Below are 20724 nucleotides of genomic sequence, written 5' to 3'. Positions count from 1 at the left end.
GTCACATCTCCTTTACAAGCTGTTTTACTATTTTACCGTTCGCATTGTATGGCAGCTCCGCTACAAAACTATAGACACGGGGACACTTGTAGGCAGCAAGATGGCCAGACACAAAGTTTTTTAGATCGGTTTCTGACAGCACCGAGTCTTCTTTTCTTACAATGACAGCTTTAATCGTTTCACCCCACTCCTGATCTTGAACTCCTACTACACAGGCCTGAAGAACATCTGGATGCTTCGTCAGTGTTTCTTCAATCTCCCGAGGATACACATTGACTCCGCCTGGAATGATCATGTCCTTTTTACGATCAACAATGAACAGATAACCATCCTCGTCGCGATACGCGATGTCCCCGGTATAAATCCACCCGTCACGAAAAATTTCTTCTGTTGCGATTTCGTTGTTGAAATAGCCGGACATGACACTGTCACCCGCTAAAATAATTTCTCCGTATTCTCCAGGAGCCGTTTCCGTTCCATCCTCATTGATGACTTTGATCTCCATGTTGACAACCGCCGTTTTTCCAATACTTCCTGGTTTCTGTTCATGTTCCTCGGGCCGCAAAAGAGATCCATTCGGCCCGGCCTCCGTCAAGCCGTATACCTGATAAAAGTTTTTGTTATGAAAGGCTTTTGTCACAAAATGATAGGAAGCAAGCGGCATGGCTCCGCCGCCATAGGCGAATACCCGCATGCTGGATAGATCATAATTCGATAGGGAAGGTTCTTTGGCTGCAAGCAAATAAGCGATAGGAGAGGCAAAGGTGAAAGTCGTTTTTTCTTGATGGATCCTTTGGAGAAAATTCTGAGGTGTGAAATCTCCAAGAACATGAGAAGCACCGCAATAAAGCCCGCCCATGAAAAAACAATTTAGTGGAGCAGAATGGGAAAGAGGCATCTGAGAGAGTATACGGTCCAGGTGAGTTAAATGGAATTCTACTGCGATCGCCATGGCAACAGAGGCAACCTGGGCATGAGTGAGCATCACTCCTTTTGGAAGACCCGTCGTTCCTGAAGTGAGCATGATCTCACAAATCTCGTTCGTATCAATCGAGAAGTTCAGATTATCGGATGAGAAGGGGAGGGATTGGTTAACGGCATGTTCCAAGGAAACCGCCAGAAGTGGAAAAACTATAGCCTCCTGTGAAACGCATGACTGAAAAGATTGCTCATAAAGGATTCCTCTGCAATCCATCCTTTCTAAAATAGAATGGACCTCGGTCGACTTGAGCCGTGTGTTGAGAGGAACAGGAATGGCTCCCGCTTTTAATAAAGCAAAATACGCATAGAAGAAATGCTCATTGTTTCGCGACATGATCGCCATTCGTTCGTTCTTCCTGACGCCGTTTTCAATCAGTAGTCGGGCAAGCTGATTGGCTTTGGCATTCATATCGCTGTATGTCAATCGTGCTGTACCAGAAATAAATGCTTCTTTCGTTGGGAACTTCCGGGCGTTTCGTTCCAAGAACCCGTGAATGGTCATCTTGACGGCCACCTTTACTAGAAATTTAACATCGTCTTTTCCAGGGTGTTAGTTAACTGTTTGACGTCTTCCTATGTGATTCCTGCAAATGAGGGGTTTTTCATGAATGTACAAAAATGCTTCATAAGTCACATGTTTAAATGAACAAAGGAAACCACGACTTGTCACAGTAAAATCCTATACAGCAGTAAGCGAAACCGAACCAAAGAGCAAGGAAATGCTAGGAATTTTGGATTAAATACCAATTATTAGTTATTTATTTGGAGCCGCATTATAATATCTATATTGTGGTTCTTTTCAAAATTTATAAAAAAGTGGCAGGTGAGAGTGTGGAAACATTCCGGAAATTGAAAGCATTTTATTGGCCGTATAAAAGGTACTTTCTCTGGTCAGTCGTAACCCTTATTATCCTAACGGGCATGACAGTAATCTATCCCATGGTGCTTCAATATACGATAGATGATGTTATTTTAAAAGGGAAATATGATAAGGTTCCACTGCTTGCTCTAGCCTTTGTTGTTCTCATGACTGTTAAAGGCGGATTCACCTTTATTAATCAGTATCTCGGCGATCTATTCGGAGTCAGTGCGGTATACAGGCTGCGTAAAGCATTGTATGAAAAATTGCAGTTTTTGCCCTTTGGTTATTATGATAACGCTAAAACAGGTGACCTCATGTCCCGGCTTACTGCGGATGTCGAAGGATTTCGTTTTTTCCTTTCTTTCGGATTTGCACAATTGATCAACTTTGTTTTTCTCATTGGTTTCAGCTTAATGGTAATGTTCTATTACTCCGTCCCGCTTGCTTTTGTTACGTTAGGTGTACTTCCGTTTTTAGGTATTGTCGTCTACCGATTTGATAAAGCGGTTCACCCTGCATTTCAAGCTATACGTAAGTCAATGGGGGACTTGAATACCAAGGTCCAGGAAAATGTCAGCGGGATGCAGACGGTAAAGTCACTATCCAGAGAAGATTTCGAGATTGGCAAGTTTATGTCTTCCAACAAAAACTATAAGGATAAACAAATATTTACGGCTGGCATCTGGGCAAAATACTTTCCGCTCATGGAGCTGATCGGCAATCTTTGTGTCGTCTTTCTTTTATCGTATGGAGGCTATCTTGTCATTCAAGGGAAGCTAATGCCTGGGGAACTCGTTGCTTTTTTTAGTTTGGTCTGGTACATCATCGGACCCATTATGGGGTTGGGATTTATCATTAATACCTTTTCACAATCCAAAGCGTCCGGTGAACGATTAGTAGAACTCCTGGATCAACCTGGAGAGCTCAATCATCAATCAGAAGCGATTGAAAGCATCGAAGGAGATATCGAATTCAAAGGGGTTACGCATCGATACGGAGCAGAGGAGGATCCCCCACTTGAAGAAATTTCATTTCATGTGAAGAAGGGTCAGATTATTGGGCTGATGGGAGCGACTGGTTCCGGCAAGACAACACTCACCCAGCTCATTTCCAGATTTTACGAATCTCAAGCCGGCGAGATCCTAATTGACGGTAAACCGATTTCCACCTTTGATCCGATTAAACTTCGTCAGCATATTGGCGTTGTTTTTCAAGAATCTTTTTTATTCTCCTCAACCATCAAAGATAACATCTCATACGGTGACCCAAATGCTGAAATGGACCGCATTATCGCAGCGGCAAAACAGGCACAGGCGCATGATTTTATTATGGAGCTTCCACAGCGGTATGAAACGCAGCTTGGAGAACGCGGCCTTGGCCTTTCCGGTGGCCAAAAACAGCGAATTTCCATCGCGAGAGCGCTTCTTGTTAATCCGAGCATCCTCCTGCTAGATGATGCAACGAGCGCCGTTGATATGGAAACCGAATTTAAGATTCAGCAGGCTTTCCAAGAAGTTATGAAGGACCGAACGACATTTATCATCGCTCACCGCATCTCTTCCTTGAAGCATGCAGATGAAATTTTAGTGCTTGAGAACGGAAGAATTGCAGCAAGAGGAACTCATGAGCAGTTACTCGAGCAAGAAGGAATGTATAAACGTACGTATGAATTTCAATACAAGGACAGGGAAGCACTCCAAGCCAAACGAGTGTCAGCGGGGTATTGATCATGGTAAAACGAAAAAAAGAACGATTCTTTTATTCCAGCGAACCGCCCATCGATAAGCCGTTTAATTGGGGGCTCATGACCCGGCTGTTCGAATATATGAGCCCATATAGAAAATCACTGCTGCCAAAAGCGGTCATCGCTATGCTGCTAACGACAGGAATCCGGCTCGTCGTCCCTATTTTTATTGGAGTCCTGACTTTCGACCATGCGATCAAAAATAAAAACACCCCATTGCTCATTGAGCTGATCACGTCCATTGCTGTCATGTACATTGTTTCGTGGGTTGCCAACACGTACCGGATCAGGTGGATGAATGAACTGGGGCAGCTCGTCATCTGTGACATCCGACAGCACTTGTTTAAGCATATCCAGCAGCTCTCGCACCGTTTCTTTGATCAGCGGTCAGCAGGTTCCATACTGGTGCGTGTGATCAATGATGTAAATTCACTTCAGGACTTGTTTACGAACGGCGTCATCAATGTCCTGATGGATTTAATTTTGCTTGTCGGGATCATAGTTCTTATGTTTGTCTACAGCCCGCCGCTTGCACTGGCTATTATGGTGGTTGTCCCGCTTATGTTTGTCATCTCAACGAGCATACGCCGCCGGATCCGCCGTTCCTGGCAGGTGGTCCGTGCACGGCAGGCAAAGATTAACTCTCATCTGAATGAGAGTATTCAAGGCATTAGGGTGACTCAGTCCTATACCCAGGAACAGGAGAATATGAACTTCTTTGACGGTATCAATAACGACAACCTGCTGAGCTGGAAACAGGCAACAAGGCTAAACGCCATGTTCCGCCCCTTTGTGGACGTATCGAACGCCATTGGGACCGTCATTCTAATCTGGTATGGATCACATTTAATCCAGCAAGGCTCTCTCGAAATGGGGGTATTTGTTTCTTTTGCCTTTTACCTTGGCATGTTCTGGGAGCCGATATCAAGACTTGGCCAAGTGTACAATCAGCTGCTCGTAGGTATGGCGTCTTCAGAACGTATTTTTGAATTCTTGGATGAAAGACCGAATGTGGCAGAAATTACGAATCCAGTGGAACCGGATGACGTCCGGGGGAAAGTGGTATTTAAGGAAGTGGAGTTCTCTTACGATGGCAAGCGGAAGGCACTGAACGGTATTGACCTGAATATTAAAGCAGGTGAAACGGTTGCGTTCGTCGGCCATACGGGCTCAGGAAAATCAACCATTGCCAACCTGATCTGCCGATTCTATGACGCTACTTCAGGGTCCGTTGAAATCGATGATATCCCTATTAAACATTTAAAGCTTGAAAGCCTTCGCCAACAGGTAAGTATTGTACTGCAGGACACGTTCATCTTCTCTGGTACCATCATGGAGAACATTCGATTTGGCCGGCCGGGAGCGAGCGATGAAGAGGTTCAAAGAGCAGCAGAAGCCGTCGGTGCGAACCTCTTTATTAACAAATTGAAGGATGGCTACCATACGGAGGTAGAAGAGCGGGGGAATGTCCTGTCTGTTGGAGAGCGGCAGTTATTATCCTTTGCGCGTGCCTTGCTCGCAAATCCGCGCATCCTTATTCTAGATGAGGCAACCGCGAGTATTGATACAGTAACCGAAGTCAATATACAAAAAGCGCTGAAGACCCTTCTTGCAGGGAGAACGGCCATTATTGTTGCCCACCGGCTTTCCACCATTCGTGAGGCCGATAGCATCATCGTACTCGATCACGGAAACATTATAGAACAAGGCAGCCACGAGGAGCTGATGGAGCTCGAGAAGGAATATTACCGGCTGGTCCTCTCACAGTTTAAAAGACTTGAAGTTGGGTAGATCTATGTGGCTATTAAAGCCTTTGCAAAAGAGTATATAAAAAGCCTTTTTCTGTAACGTCAGAGAAAGGCTTTTTATATTATTTTTAGTTAGTCATTTTTAGCTACCATGTAAAACGATAGAAAACGTATTATTAAATAGATAAGTTGAAAAATAACTATGTTACACTAGATTTAAAATTAATTAGCAAAATGATAAGTGCTCCTTTTTTATTTTAACCTATAAGAAAAGAGGTTGATCAATGATTGCTTTATACAAAGTGGATAAAGAGCTGGAGGAATTCATTACTCACATATTAATAAAGAGTGGCATTCAAACATCCTCATTTCATTCAAGAAAAACAGTCATAGATCATATTATGAATCCATTTGTCCTTATTACCCCTTCCATCTATTTAAGCGAGGTTGAATCATTTTCGATTCCCATTGTCCCCTTGTCCTTGCACTTAAGTGATTTTAAAAAAACGATAGACGAGCACAATCTTCTTGGAAAAAACCCACTCATTATCGTATCAAATGATGAAAAAAAATGGCTGGATCATGAGAATCAAATGATTTACAATAAAACATTTGAAATTTGCAGCAAAGACAACATCGATTTTGGAAATGCAAAGATAAACACATCTTTCCTAATTCCTTCTTGGGAAAGTCATCTGCCCATTGCCCAACAAACAAAAGAGAACCTATATTATGTTCAACCATCAATGGATACCGTATTTTCCTCTATAAGACAGGCAATAAATCTCTTGGGTGTCACCAGAGAGATGTTTAAAGAAAAATACCAGGTACAAGCCATCGCCGATTCTGCTCATGATGGATTAATAGCGGTAGACCGCCAAGGGAAAATAACTCTAACCAATGAAAATGCAAAAAAGTATTTAGGACTTGAAGGTGAAGTCGTTGGAAAGTACATAACGGAATTTATTCCGCACTCGGATATGCTTAGAGTGCTTCAGACTGGAAGGAAAGAAATAGGGGATGTTGCTAAGATTCTCAATCGGCAAATTATTATTAATCGTTTTCCGGTCATTCTTAACCATACTGTGGTAGGAGCTGTATCTAATTTTAAGGAAATCACTGACCTGCAAAGGCTGGAAATGAAACTAAGGAAAAAGTTGCATGATAACGGATTAGAAGCTAAATATAGACTCGAGGATATTATTGGAGAGGAAAAAGAGATCCGAGAAGCCAAAGAACAAGCAAAGATCTTTTCGAAAACGGATGCAACGGTTCTAATTACAGGAGAGTCTGGAACAGGTAAGGAATTATTTGCTCAAGGGATCCATCTGGAAAGCAGCCGTGCTATTGGTCCTTTTGTTGCTGTTAATTGTGCAGCCTTTCCTGAAAGTCTCCTGGAGAGTGAATTGTTTGGCTATGAAGAAGGAAGTTTTTCAGGTGCGAGAAAAGGCGGTAAACAAGGACTCTTCGAATTAGCACATGGAGGTACCCTCTTTTTGGATGAAATTGGCGAAATGCCCTTGCAGATACAGGCGCACCTTTTACGTGTTCTTCAGGAACGGTCTATCCGCAGAATTGGTGGACAACGAACGATTCCTGTTAATGTTCGAATTATTGCAGCCACAAATTCAAATATTGAAGAAGGAATTACCAAGAAGGAATTTAGGACAGATTTATATTATAGGTTAAATGTACTTTCTCTTGAATTGCCGCCTTTACGATATAGACTGGGGGATATCCCTTTACTTACCGGACATTTTATTGAGCAATTCAACGAAATGCATCGTAAGCAAATAGTAAAAGTTGAAGAAGATTTTATTTCTGTTTTGCAGCATTACCACTGGCCGGGTAACATCCGTGAATTAAGAAATGTCTTGGAGCGAATTGTTTTACTGCAAAAAGGAACAGAAATTTTGGGTGAAGATGCTTCCTTTTTTTACCCAAAGCTTAGGAAGAACAACGCAAGAACAATAGAAAGCAGTGGAATCACAATAAAAGAGAATGAAAAAGAGTTAATTCAAGGAGCACTTCAAAAATATGAGAGCAAAGCAGAGGCAGCAAATGCTCTTGGGATTGACCGATCAACTCTTTGGAGGAAAATGAAAGAATACCGATTATGATGTTTTATTTTGAAACGTTTGTTGTAAAACGCGACAAAAATTCTCTTCGCATGCTATTTTTTTACCTATTAAGTTCAGAAAATTTAAAATTAACAGAATTGGCATGAAACTTGCAAAGTAATTATCATTAACAGAACAAAATGAGGTGATGACTTGAAGCATTTTTCGATTGCCGCCATACCTGGAGATGGAATTGGGCCTGAAGTGATGGAAGAAGGGTTAAAAACATTAAAAAGGATTGAGGAACTTCACGGAGGGATTCATTTTTCTATCGACGCCTTTGATTGGAATTGTGATTACTATTTAAAACATGGAAAGATGATGCCTGAAAATGGTTTGGAAATTTTGCGGGATTACGATGTCATACTGCTTGGAGCGATAGGAGCTCCATCTGTACCTGACCACATATCCGTTTGGGAGCTGATCTTGCCTATTCGGAGAACTTTTCAGCAATATATCAATTTACGTCCAATTAAACTTCTAAGAGGATTGGACAGCCCTCTTCGTTATAAAGCACATGATGATTTGGATTTTGTAGTAGTCCGTGAAAATACGGAGGGAGAATACTCCAACATGGGAGGGCGGATACACGAGAATACTCCCTTTGAACTTGCTGTACAAAACAATGTGTTTACGAGATATGGAACAGAACGAGTGATCAAATATGCCTACTCCCTGGCTGAGAAAAGAACCAAAAAACGGCTGACCGCAGCTACTAAATCGAACGGTATTAATCACTCAATGCCTTTCTGGGATGAAATCGTAAAGGAAGTCAGCCGGAATCATCCATCTATACGAACTGATATTTATCATATTGATGCACTGGCGGCCTATTTTATTACACGGCCTGAAGAACTTGATGTTGTTGTAGGAAGTAACCTTTTTGGTGATATCTTAACTGATCTTGGGGCAGCTATTGTAGGTGGCCTTGGACTAGCCCCTTCAGGAAATATTAACCCTGAAAAAACGTACCCTTCAATGTTTGAACCGATTCATGGTTCTGCGCCCGACATCGCCGGAAAGGGGATAGCCAATCCCATAGCTCAAATCTGGAGTATCAGCTTAATGATGGAGCATCTTGGTTTTTCTGAAGTTGCGGACTTAATTGTAGACTCGATCGAAGAGGTACTCCTTGAAGGAAAGGTATCAACACCAGATCTTGGCGGGAAAAACACGACGAGTGAATTTGGAAGTGCCATTCATGAACAAATGACGTTTAAGAGTATGAATTTTAATTAAGGAGATGGATGAAGGATGACCGAGACACAAACTTCATTATTGAATGATAAAAAACTCTATTTGTACATTGATGGAAAACACGTTCAAACCGAACAAACTATTCCTGTTTATCATAAGTACACAGGGGAGGTGATTGCAAACATTGCTAAAGCAAGTAAGCATCATGTGGATCAGGCAGTGTCTGCGGCTGAAAAAAACTTTAACACCGACAAATTAACAGCCTTTCAGCGATCTGCTATTCTTTCAAAAGCAGCTGATTTAATGGAGGAGAGACGCAAGGATTTTGAACTCTCATTAGTAAAAGAAGTGGGTAAGACCCAAAAAGATGCGGCGGGAGAACTTGATCGTACGATTAACACGATCCGTTTGTCCTCAGAAGAAGCCAAAAGAATCGCCGGAGAAATGATTCCGCTGCAGGCGACGGAAGGGGCAGATAACCGGTTAGGCTTTACCATCCGTGTCCCAAAAGGGGTTATAGGAGTTATTACTCCATTCAATTACCCTTTGCTGTTAGGGGTTCATAAAATTGCTCCCGCTCTTGCTGCTGGAAATACCATTGTAATTAAGCCTGCTACCACTACCCCGCTGGCGACTTTTCAGCTAGTGGATCTTTTGGAGGAGGCAGGTCTTCCGAAAGGCTATATAAACATCGTCACCGGTGCAGGCAGTGAGGTTGGGGAATGGCTCTTGGAAGATGAGCGCATTGCGATGTATACATTTACTGGTTCAGGTGAAGTCGGAAGGCATATCAAAGAACGAAGCGGTTTAAGGCCAGTAGCTCTTGAACTGGGCAACAATTCCCCGAACATTGTTCATAGTGATGCAGATTTAGAGTTAGCTGCGAAACTTACGGCGAGCCGCAGTTTTCACAACGCTGGACAAGCTTGTATAGCAGTACAGCGCCTTTATGTTCATCAATCTTCCTTAAATGATTTTACGGAGCGTTATTTACATTATGTACAACAATTGAAAGTGGGCGATCCAGAAATAGCAGAAACAGACGTAGGTCCGATGATCAGTGAAAAAGAAGCCATTCGTTCAGAGAAATGGGTGAATGAAGCCATAGAACAAGGAGCAAAATCCTTGTTGCCTGTAAAAAGGGAAGGCGCCTTACTATTTCCAACAGTACTCGTCAACACGAAACCTGAAATGAAGGTGGTATGTAAGGAGGTATTCGCTCCCATTGTTTGTATCATTCCTTATCAGGATATTGAAGAGGCATTCCTATGCGCCAATCAATCAGAGTATGGGTTGCAGGCTGGCATTTTCACCCGTGATTTACAGCTGGCGATGAGAGCGGCTAAAGTTTTGCAATACGGCGGGGTAATCATAAATGATGTATCAACTTATCGTAATGATGTAATGCCATATGGCGGTGTGAAAAACAGCGGGATTGGAAAAGAAGGACCGCATTACGCCATTCAGGAAATGACAGATGAACGTATGGTGGTGATGAATCTATGACTGCCGGATTGCTAGAAGGAAAAACAGCTATCATTACTGGGGCAGGCTCGGGTATGGGGAAGGCTGCAGCTAAGGTGTTTGCAGCCCAAGGAGCAAAGGTCGTGTTAGCAGACTTAAACAGAGACGCTGCTAACCTTACAGCCGAAGAAATAGGACAAGCAGGAGAAGTATTGGTCGTTCAGACAGATGTGGGAGATGATGAAAGTGTCCAATACCTGATCAAGGAAGCCGTCGATAAATACAAAAATTTAGACGTCCTGCTAAATTGCGCGGGAGTTCCTCAGTTTTTCACTCCCATTGAAGAAATGAGCATAAGTGAATGGGATAAGATTATGAACGTAAATGCGAAATCGATTTTTTTAACCACGCGGCATCTTGTTCCTCATATGAAAAAAATGAGAAAAGGATCGATAATTAATATCGCTTCCATTGCAGGAATACGGGCCCGACCTGGATTAAACGCTTATTGTGCATCGAAAGGGGCGGCGATCATGTTAACCAAGGCACTGGCACTTGAATTAGCCCCTTATAAAATCCGGGTTAACGCCATTAATCCAGGACCAGCTGAAACTCCTATGCTGGGAAAATTCTTACCTGGTGATGAGGAAAAGGTTGAGGAAGACAAAAAGAAAATTTTTCTCGACAGCGTCCCTCTGGGCACTTTGATTCAACCGGAGGATATTGCGGAGGCAGCTTTATATCTAGCTTCTGATCTAGCAAAAGCCGTCACTGGTGAAATTATGAATGTGGATGGAGGCCGGGGAATCTAGTCTGAATTTAAGTATTAAGAAATCAGAATGAGAAGGGGAGGTTTTTATGAATCAACTTAATGTATCAATTGAAGAGCGTACAACAAAAAAAGTATTTTGGAGAATCATTCCGTTTATCTTTTTGTTATACATTGTTGCCTTTCTTGACCGAGTAAACCTTGGATATGCCGCACTAGATATGAACAAAGATTTAGCACTGGCCAGCTCTACGTTTGGTTTAATATCTGGTATTTTCTTCTTTGGATACTTTCTGTTTGAAATTCCCAGCAATATACTCTTGCACAAAGTAGGAGCAAGAAAGTGGATTGCACGGATCATGATCAGTTGGGGATTAGTTGTTATTATGACAGCTTGGGCTCAGAGTGCTGCACACCTCTATGTTTTGCGTTTTCTTTTAGGAGTAGCGGAAGCGGGATTTTTTCCAGGAGTTATTTTATATATTACCTACTGGTTCCGGGCAAAAGAGCAGGCCAGAGCCTTCGCCTTATTTATGACTGCTCTTGCAGCTTCAAATATCATTGGAGCTCCTCTATCTACTTGGATCATGGATTCTATTAATTGGGCAGGGATGCCTGGATGGCGCTGGATGTTCGTTTTAGAAGGAATACCTGCAATCATCATTGGAATTGTTACGTTTTTTTACTTAACGGATCGTCCACAAAACGCAAATTGGCTGGAAAAAGAAGAAAAAGAGTGGCTCATACAGGAAATTCAACATGAAAACAGGCAAAAAGGGAGCCTGAAACACCATTCAACTCGTGAAGTGATGACCAATCCTCTGGTTTGGAAACTATCACTCATCTACTTAACGCTGGTTATCGGTCTATACGGCATTGGATTTTGGATGCCGACCATCATAAAATCATTCTCTTCGTTGCTCACTAACACCCAAGTCGGCCTTATTTCAATGGTACCTTACATTGCTGGAGGAATTTGTATGATTTGGTGGGCCCGACGGTCAGATCGAACAGGTGAGCGAAGATTATTTACGGCTCTACCGCCTTTATTGGGGGCTCTAGGCTTAATTGGGGCAGGGATGACGTCTAATCCTTATCTTTCTATTTTAATGATGTCCATTGCAACCGTTGGAATCTACAGTTTTTTTGGCCCTTTCTGGTCACTGCCTGCTTTATTTTTGACAGAAGCCTCAGCAGCAGTAGGAATAGCACTGATTAACTCGATTGGAAACCTAGGAGGATTTGTTGGGCCTTACATGATCGGTTATTTAAAAGATGCATCCGGAAAGATGGAAGCAGGGCTATTTTTTCTAGGTTTTAGTTTAATAATGACGAGTTTGCTTGTGTTTAGTTTAAAAAAGCAAAGTTCAGTTATGAAGGCTGATGAACCGCTGATAAAAACGAAAACATTATAGTTACCAGAGCATATGGGAAAGGGGATTTTAATGACAAAACCTCTTATTCAAGTTAGCGACCTTAGTTTTGAATATAGTGTGAGTAACAATACTTCCATACCGGTATTGAATGGAGTTTCTTTTGATATTTTTCCAGGAGAATATGTTGCAATTGTTGGACATAACGGCTCCGGCAAGTCCACCCTGTCTAAACACTTGAATGGTATTCTTAAGCCCAGTAATGGAGATGTGTTGGTAAGCGGTTACAATACGAAGGAAACGAAAATAATTCGGGAGATTCGCCAAAAAGTAGGTATGGTATTTCAGCATCCCGATAACCAGATTGTTGCGACAATCGTTGAAGACGATGTGGCCTTTGGTTTAGAGAATATTGAAGTACCCGCATCCGAGATGAAAGAAAGAATTGAATATGCATTGGAAGCAGTAGGGATGAGCGAGTTTCGAAAAAGACCGCCACATCACCTATCAGGCGGACAAAAACAGCGTGTTGCCATTGCGGGAATCATTGCAATGAAGCCGGATTGTTTAGTACTTGATGAAGCTACCAGCATGCTGGATACCCATGGAAGAAGAGATATTTTGGAAGTTGTCCGACAACTGAATAACGACGGAATGACCATCATATCCGTTACCCACCATATGTCGGAAGTAGCAGAGGCCAGCCGGGTGATTGTTATTGAACAAGGCCAGATTGTATTGGACGGCCCGCCCAGAGAAATCTTTCAGCAATATGAACTGTTGCATAAATTGAAGCTTGATGTTCCTGTTGCGAGTCAATTAGCAAGATTGATTCATGAATACGACGAAGAATTTCAGGCAGATATAATCCAGAATAACGAGATTGTCCAAGAAGTTGTCCGTCTATCAGCCAAAAGAGGGGTGTTTGTAGGATGAGTGAGCTTCCCATTTTAGAAGTGAAAGATTTATATCATACCTACATGGAAAATACCCCTCTTGAATACCAGGCGCTTTCAGGGATTAATCTACAAGTAAAAAAAGGGGAATGCATCGCGATTATTGGTCATACGGGATCTGGCAAATCCACATTAATTCAGCATTTCAACGGTTTGATGCGTCCTCAGCGCGGAGAAGTATTGGTGGATAGCCAAAATTTATCTGATTCAAAACTTGATGTAAAAGCTTTGAGAAGAAAAGTTGGCCTCGTGTTTCAAAACCCTGAAGACCAGATCTTCGAAAAGCTGATCGGTGATGATATCGCTTATGGCCCTTTAAAAATGGGACTGCCATTAAAAAAAGTGAGGGATCGTGTCAAGTGGGCAATGGAATTGGTCGGCCTTTCTTTCGAGGAACTGAAAGACCGGGTGACCTATGCCCTGAGCGGTGGACAGAAAAGAAAAGTTGCCTTGGCTGGTGTTCTGGCATTACAACCCAAAATTTTGGTATTAGATGAACCTACAGCAGGTCTTGACCCCCATTCGAGACAAGAACTTTTGCACAAAATAGGTCAGTTGAACGAGAAAGAGAACATGACAGTCATTTTTGTTTCTCACAACATGGAGGAAGTGGCCTATTTAGCTCAAAGGATTTATGTGTTGGCAGAAGGGAAGAATCTGGTTGAAGGAACACCCCGAGACATTTTCAGTAATTCGGAAACCTTAGCTAAACACCATATTGGAGCACCTCAAACTGTAGAGATTCTCGCACGTCTAAAAGAACGGGGTTATCCAGTCAATCTTAAAGCATATGAAATGGAGTCTGCCGCACAGGAAATCGTTTCTATCCTTCATAGGAGGTGATAATGTTGGCTGGTTTTGAATTTGAATTAACACGCAATATAACGATTGGTCAGTACTTGCCTACTGGTTCACTTGTTCATCGTATGGATCCCCGCGTAAAGCTTTTAGCCTTCACGATTCTAGTCATTGCAATGGCAGTATGTGACACCTACGGAGGTAATATTATTGCTCTTGCATTTGCCTGTTGGCTATTTTACATGTCACGTATTCCCATTAACTATGGTTTATCAGGGGTCAAGCCTGCAATCCCATTCATTTTGATATTAGCGGTGCTGCAATTGTTGTTCTATACCAAAGTTGCTTCTGGTGGAACAGTTTTAGTGGATTATGGATTTATTCTGATAACAAGTGACAGCATAAGGCTAGTCGTTGTTTCTGCCTTTCGTTTTATCGAGATCATCTTTTTAAGCAGTGTACTAACCTTAAGTACTTCTACAACACAAATTACACATGGGATTGAGAGTTTATTAAGACCATTAAAGCATGTAAAGTTTCCGGTTCATGAATTTGCGCTGATTATTACGATAGCAATCCGTTTTGTTCCAACGTTTGCTATGGAAATGGAAAAAATGATGAAGGCCCAAGCATCCAGAGGAGCGGAGTTTGGAACGGGTGCCTGGTGGAGAATTATCCAAAGAACAAAAGATGTATTCCCTATTATTATTCCATTATTCAATGTTGCTATGTCCCGGGCAGAGGACTTAGTGCTCGCAATGGAAGCAAGGTGCTATACCCCAGGAAGTGAACGGTCAATTTACACAAAGTATAAGGCTCAAACCAAAGATTATATAGCTATTCTTTTTTGTATTTTATTCGCTGCATTCTTACTAGTATTCCCTTTTCCCTACTAGAGATCACTACCAAACTATCATTCTGTAAAAAAATAAGGAGGGTAATCGAATGGAAAGAGGATTAACCACAAGAAAGATTGTCATTGCAGGTGTCTTAGGAGCGGTAGCTATTTTGCTTGGTGTCACTCGGTTAGGTTTTATTCCTGTTCCAACAGCAGCAGGAAACGCAACCATCATGCATGTTCCTGCAATCATTGGAGGAGTTATGCAAGGGCCATTTGTTGGACTGGTTATTGGATTAATCTTCGGTGTTTCATCTTTTTTGGATGCAACGATACCACTATTCAAGGATCCACTAGTGGCCATCCTTCCTCGATTGTTTATTGGTGTCACTGCTTACTTCTCTTATATTTCACTTCGTAGAGTCAACGAATATGCCGCTATTGGAGTGGCTGGCTTTATCGGAGCTTTTACCAATACGCTCCTCGTTTTAATCATGGCGGTGGTTAGAGGCTATATTGCACCGGGTGTTGCGGTTACAATTGCGGTTACTAATGGCATACCGGAAGCTATAGTCTCCGTAATCATTACCCTGGCAGTAGTTGCAGCTTGGAAAAAGCTGGATCATAGCGGGAACAGAAAATCCAAGATTTCTGGAGATATGTAGTGGAATGTTTTCAAAATGTTACTGATGTCCCTGGCATTAAAGTTGGCAATGAAGAAGACAGTATAGGTTATACAGGCTGTACTGTTTTAATAATGGAAAAAGGCGTCGTTTGTGGTGTAGATGTTCGGGGGGCAGCTCCAGGGACTCGGGAAACGGATCTGCTTCACCCGCTGAATCTTGTTGAGCAAGTGCACGGCATTTGCCTGGCGGGAGGAAGTGCCTATGGTCTGGATGCAGCAAGCGGGGTCATGAAGTTTTTAGAGGACAAAAGGATTGGTTTGGACGTTGGAGTAGGAGTTGTTCCGATTGTTCCGTCAGCTGTACTGTTTGATTTGCCTGTTGGTGACCCTTCAGCAAGGCCAGATCGGGAAATGGGTTATCAGGCAGCATCCAACGCGAAAAGGGGACATTTTCCACTTGGTAATTCAGGAGCAGGATGCGGGGCTACGGTTGGTAAAGTAGCTGGCCATCATCGAGCAATGAAGGGAGGTCTCGGTTCGGCGTCTTTAATTTTACCCAGTGGTTTAATTGTGGGTGCGATTGTTGCCGTTAATGCCATAGGGGAGATTCGAAATCCTGAAACTGGAGAAGTCATTGCGGGTGCAAGAGATGACCAAGGGAATATAAGAAGCAGCTTAGAATGGATGATTGAGCAACCCGAATTTCCCTTGGCAGCTGGCACAAATACAACGATCGGAGTTGTCGCGTGCAACGCTAAGTTAACGAAGTCACAAGCTTCGAAAGTAGCCTCCATGGCTCATGACGGATTAGCGAGAACGATTTATCCTGTGCATACGATGTATGATGGGGACACCATATTTTCTTTGGCTACTGGAGATATGAGTGCTTCTGTTGATCTGATTGGAACCATTGCTGGAGACGTTTTAGCACAGGCAGTCATCCAGGCCATTATGAATGCTGAAGGAATCAAGAACTTTCCATCAAGTAAAGATGTCAAAAAATCACTTTGGAAAGGAAGGGAGCAATGACAACTGCTATAGAATCTATTCTGCAATATGTTGATGAAAAAGAAGTAGTCGAACTGACAAGAAGCCTTATCCGTATTAAAAGTGTTTATCGCCCAAATCTTGAAGACGGAAACGAAGAAAAGGTAGCCCGTTTCATAGTTGATTATCTTAAGGACATCGGATTAGAAGTGTACTATGAAGAAGTAGTGCCTGGACGCCCGAATGTTATAGCAATCTATGACTCTGGTATTCCCGGAAAAACCCTCCTGTTTGAAGGGCATACAGATGTGGTAACTGAAGGAGACCTGGACTCCTGGACGTATGCCCCCTTTGGGGGAGAAATCAGTAACGGTAAAATTTATGGAAGAGGTTCATGTGATACAAAAGGGAATTTGGCGGCTGCGATTTCTGCTGTTCATTCTATGAAAAAATCAGGAGCAGCATTCAAAGGTAGGATTATACTTTGTATTCCATGTGACGAAGAAGGCATGATGATTGGGATTAAACATTTTATAAAGAATGGCTGGGCGAATGATGTGGATGGAGCCATTATTTGTGAACCAGAGGAGAATCAGCTATGCATTACCCAAAAAGGTGCGATGAGGATCGCTTTGAAAACATACGGAAAAATGGCTCATGGCGCTATGCCGCTCACAGGGATCAATCCTGTTACAAGAATGGCTAAATTAATCGTAGAATTGGATAAACTTGAACAAACAGAAAAAGAACGGCTGGGAGAACATCCTTATCTCGGATGGCCAAGTATCACGCCTACAATTCTCCAAGCGCCAGTAAAGGGTGAACCGCAAATCAATGTAGTTCCTGCACAATGTATGACCACTCTTGATATTCGGACGGTTCCTGGACAGGAGCATGAGCAATTAAGAAGCAAAATTGAAGATATTATTGAGCAGCTTAGTGAAGAAGATCATGATTTTAAAGCAACACTGGAACTGATTGAAGACCGTCCTTGGACAGAGACGCCAAAAGATCATGACGTTGTACAAGCTATGGCACAGGCCTATACCCAAGTTACGGGCAAGGATCCTGTTTATAACGGTGTACCAGGTGCAACAGATGGTACTTTTCTTCATCTTGCAGGGGTGCCAATCGTTACAACAGGAGCAGGTGATCGTCATATCCCGCACCATGCCGATGAATATGTTGATATTAAAGAACTTGTTGAAACTGTGAAACTTTACACTCTTTCCGCACATAATTTTTTGAAATAGCTCCTAACAAATCATTAAAGGCAGTTCCTGTTATAACAGGAACTGCCTTTTGAGGTTTGATGAAATCGGGATTTAAGTGTGGGTTGAATCTGTCATTGTTACTCCAGCTAACTTCTTATGATGGAAAACGTACGAACCGGCAATCAAGATAAATCCTACAAAAAAGATTATCCATGACCTGAAGGGATCTCCAACAGCGATCGTAGAATACATCGCACCGGCCAGATCGAAGAAAAAACCGGCGTAGGCCCACTCTTTTAATCTTGGAAAGCCTGGCACCAGAATGGCGATTACACCCAACAATTTGGCAATGCCGAGAAAAGGCAAAAGATAGTCTGGATAGCCTAAACGATTAAATAAATCCACAGCAGCAGAAACAGAGAGAATATCAGGAATGGAACCTGCGAGCATTAAGGCTGCTAATAATGCTGTGAAGACCCAATACCAGACACGAATTAGCTTCATCATCTCATTCCCCTCAAAATAGCATTGAATTTTTGTTTCACCATCATGCATATACAAAGAAAATGAGGAGTAGAATGAGACTTTTTATTCAATTTAATATAAGAACATTGAGTCTAGTAATGGGATAGGCTATCTAATATTTTGACCTTTAGGATCTATGATAAGAAGCTTATGGTCTTCTTGTTCTTGCTGGCTTCAACCATTTCTATAAGTCCTGTTACCTCAAATAATCGGCGGACGCGATTCGTCATGCCTCTTAGCATTAACGTACTGTTGTTCCTGTTCGTTGATCTAAGCACTCCAGCGAAAACTCCTAACCCAACACTATCTATGAAATCAATCTTTTCAACATCAATAATTATGTCTTGTTTAGTTTTTTCTGATAAGGGGTCAAGTATTTTTTTTAACTTGGGTGCCGTGTAGCTCTGAACTTCTCCTTCTAATTCTAAATAATGAGTGCCGTTCAATTTTTCATGTGTAATTTTAAGATCCATGACATTCCCCATTGACATACTCATAAGGCAATACTCCAGGAGAAAGACTTTACTGTAATTGCAGGGCCACCTGTTTTAGCTATGGCTCGTTGATGATCCGATAACTCAGTAAGAATTTGTTCGTTGGTTAATGTCATCGTTTCCTCCTTCAACGTTATCTAATATCTTCATTAAAAGATTAATCGGTCACTGTCAGAGTCGCGAATATCGTCCAACCTGTTATGTATTTTTGAGTATTGTAATGAAACACATGGTTAAGATGCCGTTGGCGTAAAGGACAATAGGCATTCATGACCGTTCTTTCAATTAATAGTTTAATACGTAAATATAAAAGATGAGTGTTTAGATTATAAAGAATTATTAAATAAACATTAAACCTGTATTTGGATCGCTTAGTTTTTGTTTTGGCAAACGCTTATTTCCCTGAGATCATCAAGGGCAACCATAAGCTTGTAAAAGAAATAGAAGAGGTTGGAAAGTTAGGTAATGGTCTAGAAAAAGCTTTTTATCTTTTGCTGTTTTCGTAACCTTTGTTGCTCTTAGGAGTAGTTGATTTCCGTTTCAGGATGCTCGCTTTCCGCGGGGCATGCGGTGAGCCTCCTCGGCGCACGCGCCTGTGGGTCTCACCTGTCCCGCTTTTCCCGCAGGACAAGGAAGGCTTCGGCAGCGTTATATCGCACGAAGAAAATGTGAAATTCATTTTCGAGGAGTCTCGCACCTTACACTCCAATCACTTGTCAATGAAGGCTGTTTACCAAAATGACCCAAAAGCAACAATCTTTTAGAAAAGAGCTTTATCTTTTTAAAGGTAGGCATTCACCCTTATTCATGGTGAACATATGTTAGCAGAAAAGGGAAAGGGTGATTGGATGGGAGGAAAAGTGCTCCATTATTATGCAGGTGGAAATACAGCTAAAGGATATATTAGTCTTTATGACTCTGCATTAAGGGGTTTGAAACGAGTGTTTTTGCTTCAAGGAGGGTTACGATCAGATAAATCTGCATTCATGAATACAGTAGGTGAAACATTAAGAGCAGAAGGATATACTATTGAATATTTGCATTGCGCATCTAATAATGAATGGACAGAAGGGTTAATCGTTCCTGATGCTGGTGTTGGAATTATTGACGATGCAGTCCCTGAGATTCTCAAACAGGCAGCAAGCGAAAATTTGCAAATAACCATTCTTGAGAATGAAAGGACCACTAAAAATCTTTCTGAACATATTGATGAAATTCATCAGCTTAATATGGACATTTCCGCAAAATTTCAAAAAGCATATACAACATTTGCAGAATCACTTAAAGCACATGATGACATTGAAGATATCTATATTGCTAACATGAGTTTTGCTAAAGCCAATGAATTGACGAATGAGCTGATTGACCTTTTCTATGGAGAGGAGACAGCTGGAAAAACTTCAAATGTAAAACATCGGTTCTTAGGTGCAGCAACTCCAAATGGTGCAGTTGACTATATTCAAAATCTAACAGAGGATATTTGCAAACGTTATTTTATTAAAGGCAGAGCGGGATCAGGGAAATCAACAATGCTGAAGCAGATTGCAGCTGCTGGAGAAGAAAAAGGATACGACGTTGAGGTTTACCACTGCGGATTTGATCCAAACAGTTTAGACATGGTCATCCTTCGTGAAAAAGGCATCGCAATATTTGATAGCACAGCACCTCATGAATATGACCCTGAACGAGGAACAGATGAAATCATTGATATGTACGAAACTTGTATTACACCTGGTACGGATGAAAAGTTCGCTGCAGAAATCGAAAGAACAACCAAAGCTTATAAAGAGAAAATGAGGGAAGCGATTTCTTATTTGGCGGAAGCAAGGAACATGATGGTTAAGCTTGAGAATCTTAAATGTATAAGAAACACTGCTACATCTGTTAGTCTTTATGGCTTTGTAGAAGAAGAAATAAAACTGAGCTTGAAACAAAATAAGTAAAACAATTCAAGTAGAGCTAACGAACATTAGCTCTATTTTTCATACTGTTAGTTTATAGAACCAAATGGGTGTATTCAGTTTATGCT

General features: G+C 41.8%; 18 protein-coding genes. 14 read left to right on the top strand and 4 right to left on the bottom strand.

All coding sequences use genetic code 11. The features are described from left to right. Nucleotide 1 precedes the first annotated feature (1 nt). Nucleotides 2-1483 (bottom strand): class I adenylate-forming enzyme family protein, encoded by a 1482-nt coding sequence (locus tag LCY76_RS12285; protein ID WP_248252880.1) that lies wholly within the window; start codon nt 1481-1483, stop codon nt 2-4. 329 nt (nt 1484-1812) lie between these two features. Here LCY76_RS12285 and LCY76_RS12280 point away from each other — a divergent pair, with 329 nt between their 5' ends. The 13 genes from LCY76_RS12280 to LCY76_RS12220 all read left to right on the top strand — a co-directional run bounded on the left by LCY76_RS12280 (nt 1813) and on the right by LCY76_RS12220 (nt 17715). Further along, nucleotides 1813-3570 (top strand): ABC transporter ATP-binding protein, encoded by a 1758-nt coding sequence (locus tag LCY76_RS12280; protein WP_248252879.1) that lies wholly within the window; start codon nt 1813-1815, stop codon nt 3568-3570. Between the two features lie 2 nt (nt 3571-3572). Then, nucleotides 3573-5378, top strand: coding sequence for an ABC transporter ATP-binding protein (locus LCY76_RS12275; protein WP_248252878.1), 1806 nt, complete (start codon nt 3573-3575; stop codon nt 5376-5378). Nucleotides 5379-5637: 259 nt separating this feature from the next. Beyond that, the gene (locus tag LCY76_RS12270; RefSeq protein ID WP_248252877.1) at nt 5638-7455 is read left to right on the top strand and encodes a sigma-54 interaction domain-containing protein; all 1818 of its coding nucleotides are present in this window, start codon (nt 5638-5640) and stop codon (nt 7453-7455) included. A 153-nt stretch (nt 7456-7608) separates the two neighbouring features. After that, nucleotides 7609-8694: a tartrate dehydrogenase gene (locus LCY76_RS12265; protein WP_272885603.1), complete on the top strand. Its 1086-nt coding sequence runs from the start codon at nt 7609-7611 to the stop codon at nt 8692-8694. A gap of 15 nt (nt 8695-8709) precedes the next feature. Then, nucleotides 8710-10158 carry an aldehyde dehydrogenase family protein gene (locus tag LCY76_RS12260; protein ID WP_248252876.1) on the top strand — a complete coding sequence of 483 codons (1449 nt, stop codon included), beginning with the start codon at nt 8710-8712 and terminating at the stop codon, nt 10156-10158. Further along, on the top strand, nt 10155-10928 hold the full coding sequence (locus LCY76_RS12255; protein WP_248252875.1) for an SDR family NAD(P)-dependent oxidoreductase: 774 nt from the start codon (nt 10155-10157) through the stop codon (nt 10926-10928). The genes LCY76_RS12260 and LCY76_RS12255 overlap by 4 nt, the downstream gene beginning before the upstream one ends. 46 nt (nt 10929-10974) lie before the next feature. After that, nucleotides 10975-12300 carry an MFS transporter gene (locus tag LCY76_RS12250; protein ID WP_248252874.1) on the top strand — a complete coding sequence of 442 codons (1326 nt, stop codon included), beginning with the start codon at nt 10975-10977 and terminating at the stop codon, nt 12298-12300. Between the two features lie 30 nt (nt 12301-12330). After that, a complete protein-coding gene (locus LCY76_RS12245; RefSeq protein ID WP_248252873.1) occupies nt 12331-13194 on the top strand; it encodes an energy-coupling factor transporter ATPase in 864 nt (287 codons plus the stop codon). 20 nt (nt 13195-13214) lie between these two features. Further along, complete coding sequence (locus tag LCY76_RS12240; protein WP_336606254.1) at nt 13215-14057, top strand: energy-coupling factor transporter ATPase; 843 nt, start codon at nt 13215-13217, stop codon at nt 14055-14057. A 5-nt stretch (nt 14058-14062) separates the two neighbouring features. Continuing rightward, nucleotides 14063-14908, top strand: a complete 846-nt coding sequence (locus LCY76_RS12235; protein ID WP_248252871.1) for an energy-coupling factor transporter transmembrane component T family protein — start codon at nt 14063-14065, stop codon at nt 14906-14908. A 49-nt stretch (nt 14909-14957) separates the two neighbouring features. Continuing rightward, nucleotides 14958-15515 carry an ECF transporter S component gene (locus LCY76_RS12230; RefSeq protein ID WP_091009811.1) on the top strand — a complete coding sequence of 186 codons (558 nt, stop codon included), beginning with the start codon at nt 14958-14960 and terminating at the stop codon, nt 15513-15515. Then, entirely contained in the window at nt 15515-16504 is a 990-nt protein-coding gene (locus LCY76_RS12225; RefSeq protein ID WP_248252870.1) for a P1 family peptidase, read from the top strand. The genes LCY76_RS12230 and LCY76_RS12225 overlap by 1 nt, the downstream gene beginning before the upstream one ends. After that, nucleotides 16501-17715, top strand: a complete 1215-nt coding sequence (locus LCY76_RS12220; RefSeq protein WP_248252869.1) for a M20 family metallopeptidase — start codon at nt 16501-16503, stop codon at nt 17713-17715. Before LCY76_RS12225 ends, LCY76_RS12220 begins: the two co-directional genes overlap by 4 nt. A gap of 72 nt (nt 17716-17787) precedes the next feature. Here LCY76_RS12220 and LCY76_RS12215 read toward each other — a convergent pair whose 3' ends face one another. The 3 genes from LCY76_RS12215 to LCY76_RS24155 form a co-directional block, all read right to left on the bottom strand. After that, nucleotides 17788-18183, bottom strand: a complete 396-nt coding sequence (locus LCY76_RS12215; RefSeq protein ID WP_248252868.1) for a DoxX family protein — start codon at nt 18181-18183, stop codon at nt 17788-17790. A 152-nt stretch (nt 18184-18335) separates the two neighbouring features. Then, nucleotides 18336-18698 carry an STAS domain-containing protein gene (locus tag LCY76_RS12210; RefSeq protein ID WP_248252867.1) on the bottom strand — a complete coding sequence of 121 codons (363 nt, stop codon included), beginning with the start codon at nt 18696-18698 and terminating at the stop codon, nt 18336-18338. 481 nt (nt 18699-19179) lie between these two features. Beyond that, nucleotides 19180-19374 (bottom strand): hypothetical protein, encoded by a 195-nt coding sequence (locus LCY76_RS24155; RefSeq protein WP_248252866.1) that lies wholly within the window; start codon nt 19372-19374, stop codon nt 19180-19182. Between the two features lie 169 nt (nt 19375-19543). Between LCY76_RS24155 and LCY76_RS12200 the strand changes: the two genes are divergently transcribed. Beyond that, complete coding sequence (locus LCY76_RS12200) at nt 19544-20638, top strand: PRK06851 family protein (RefSeq protein ID WP_419714992.1); 1095 nt, start codon at nt 19544-19546, stop codon at nt 20636-20638. The last annotated feature ends 86 nt before the right edge of the window (nt 20639-20724 follow it).

Source organism: Fictibacillus marinisediminis (assembly GCF_023149135.1).
In the GTDB taxonomy this organism is placed as follows: Bacteria; Bacillota; Bacilli; order Bacillales; family Fictibacillaceae; genus Fictibacillus_C; species Fictibacillus_C marinisediminis.
Note: the sequence above shows the minus strand (reverse complement) of the source record. Positions and strands in the feature narration are given on the sequence as shown.

Excerpts from the sequence above, each read along its gene's own strand:
- LCY76_RS12230 (WP_091009811.1), top strand. The coding sequence starts at position 14,958 with ATGGAAAGAGGATTAACCACAAGAAAGATTGTCATTGCAGGTGTCTTA.
- LCY76_RS12275 (WP_248252878.1), top strand. The coding sequence starts at position 3,573 with ATGGTAAAACGAAAAAAAGAACGATTCTTTTATTCCAGCGAACCGCCC.
- LCY76_RS12215 (WP_248252868.1), bottom strand. The coding sequence starts at position 18,183 with ATGATGAAGCTAATTCGTGTCTGGTATTGGGTCTTCACAGCATTATTA.
- LCY76_RS12250 (WP_248252874.1), top strand. The coding sequence starts at position 10,975 with ATGAATCAACTTAATGTATCAATTGAAGAGCGTACAACAAAAAAAGTA.
- LCY76_RS12255 (WP_248252875.1), top strand. The coding sequence starts at position 10,155 with ATGACTGCCGGATTGCTAGAAGGAAAAACAGCTATCATTACTGGGGCA.
- LCY76_RS12260 (WP_248252876.1), top strand. The coding sequence starts at position 8,710 with ATGACCGAGACACAAACTTCATTATTGAATGATAAAAAACTCTATTTG.
- LCY76_RS24155 (WP_248252866.1), bottom strand. The coding sequence starts at position 19,374 with ATGAATTTCACATTTTCTTCGTGCGATATAACGCTGCCGAAGCCTTCC.
- LCY76_RS12245 (WP_248252873.1), top strand. The coding sequence starts at position 12,331 with ATGACAAAACCTCTTATTCAAGTTAGCGACCTTAGTTTTGAATATAGT.
- LCY76_RS12210 (WP_248252867.1), bottom strand. The coding sequence starts at position 18,698 with ATGAGTATGTCAATGGGGAATGTCATGGATCTTAAAATTACACATGAA.
- LCY76_RS12285 (WP_248252880.1), bottom strand. The coding sequence starts at position 1,483 with ATGACCATTCACGGGTTCTTGGAACGAAACGCCCGGAAGTTCCCAACG.
- LCY76_RS12220 (WP_248252869.1), top strand. The coding sequence starts at position 16,501 with ATGACAACTGCTATAGAATCTATTCTGCAATATGTTGATGAAAAAGAA.
- LCY76_RS12200 (WP_419714992.1), top strand. The coding sequence starts at position 19,544 with ATGGGAGGAAAAGTGCTCCATTATTATGCAGGTGGAAATACAGCTAAA.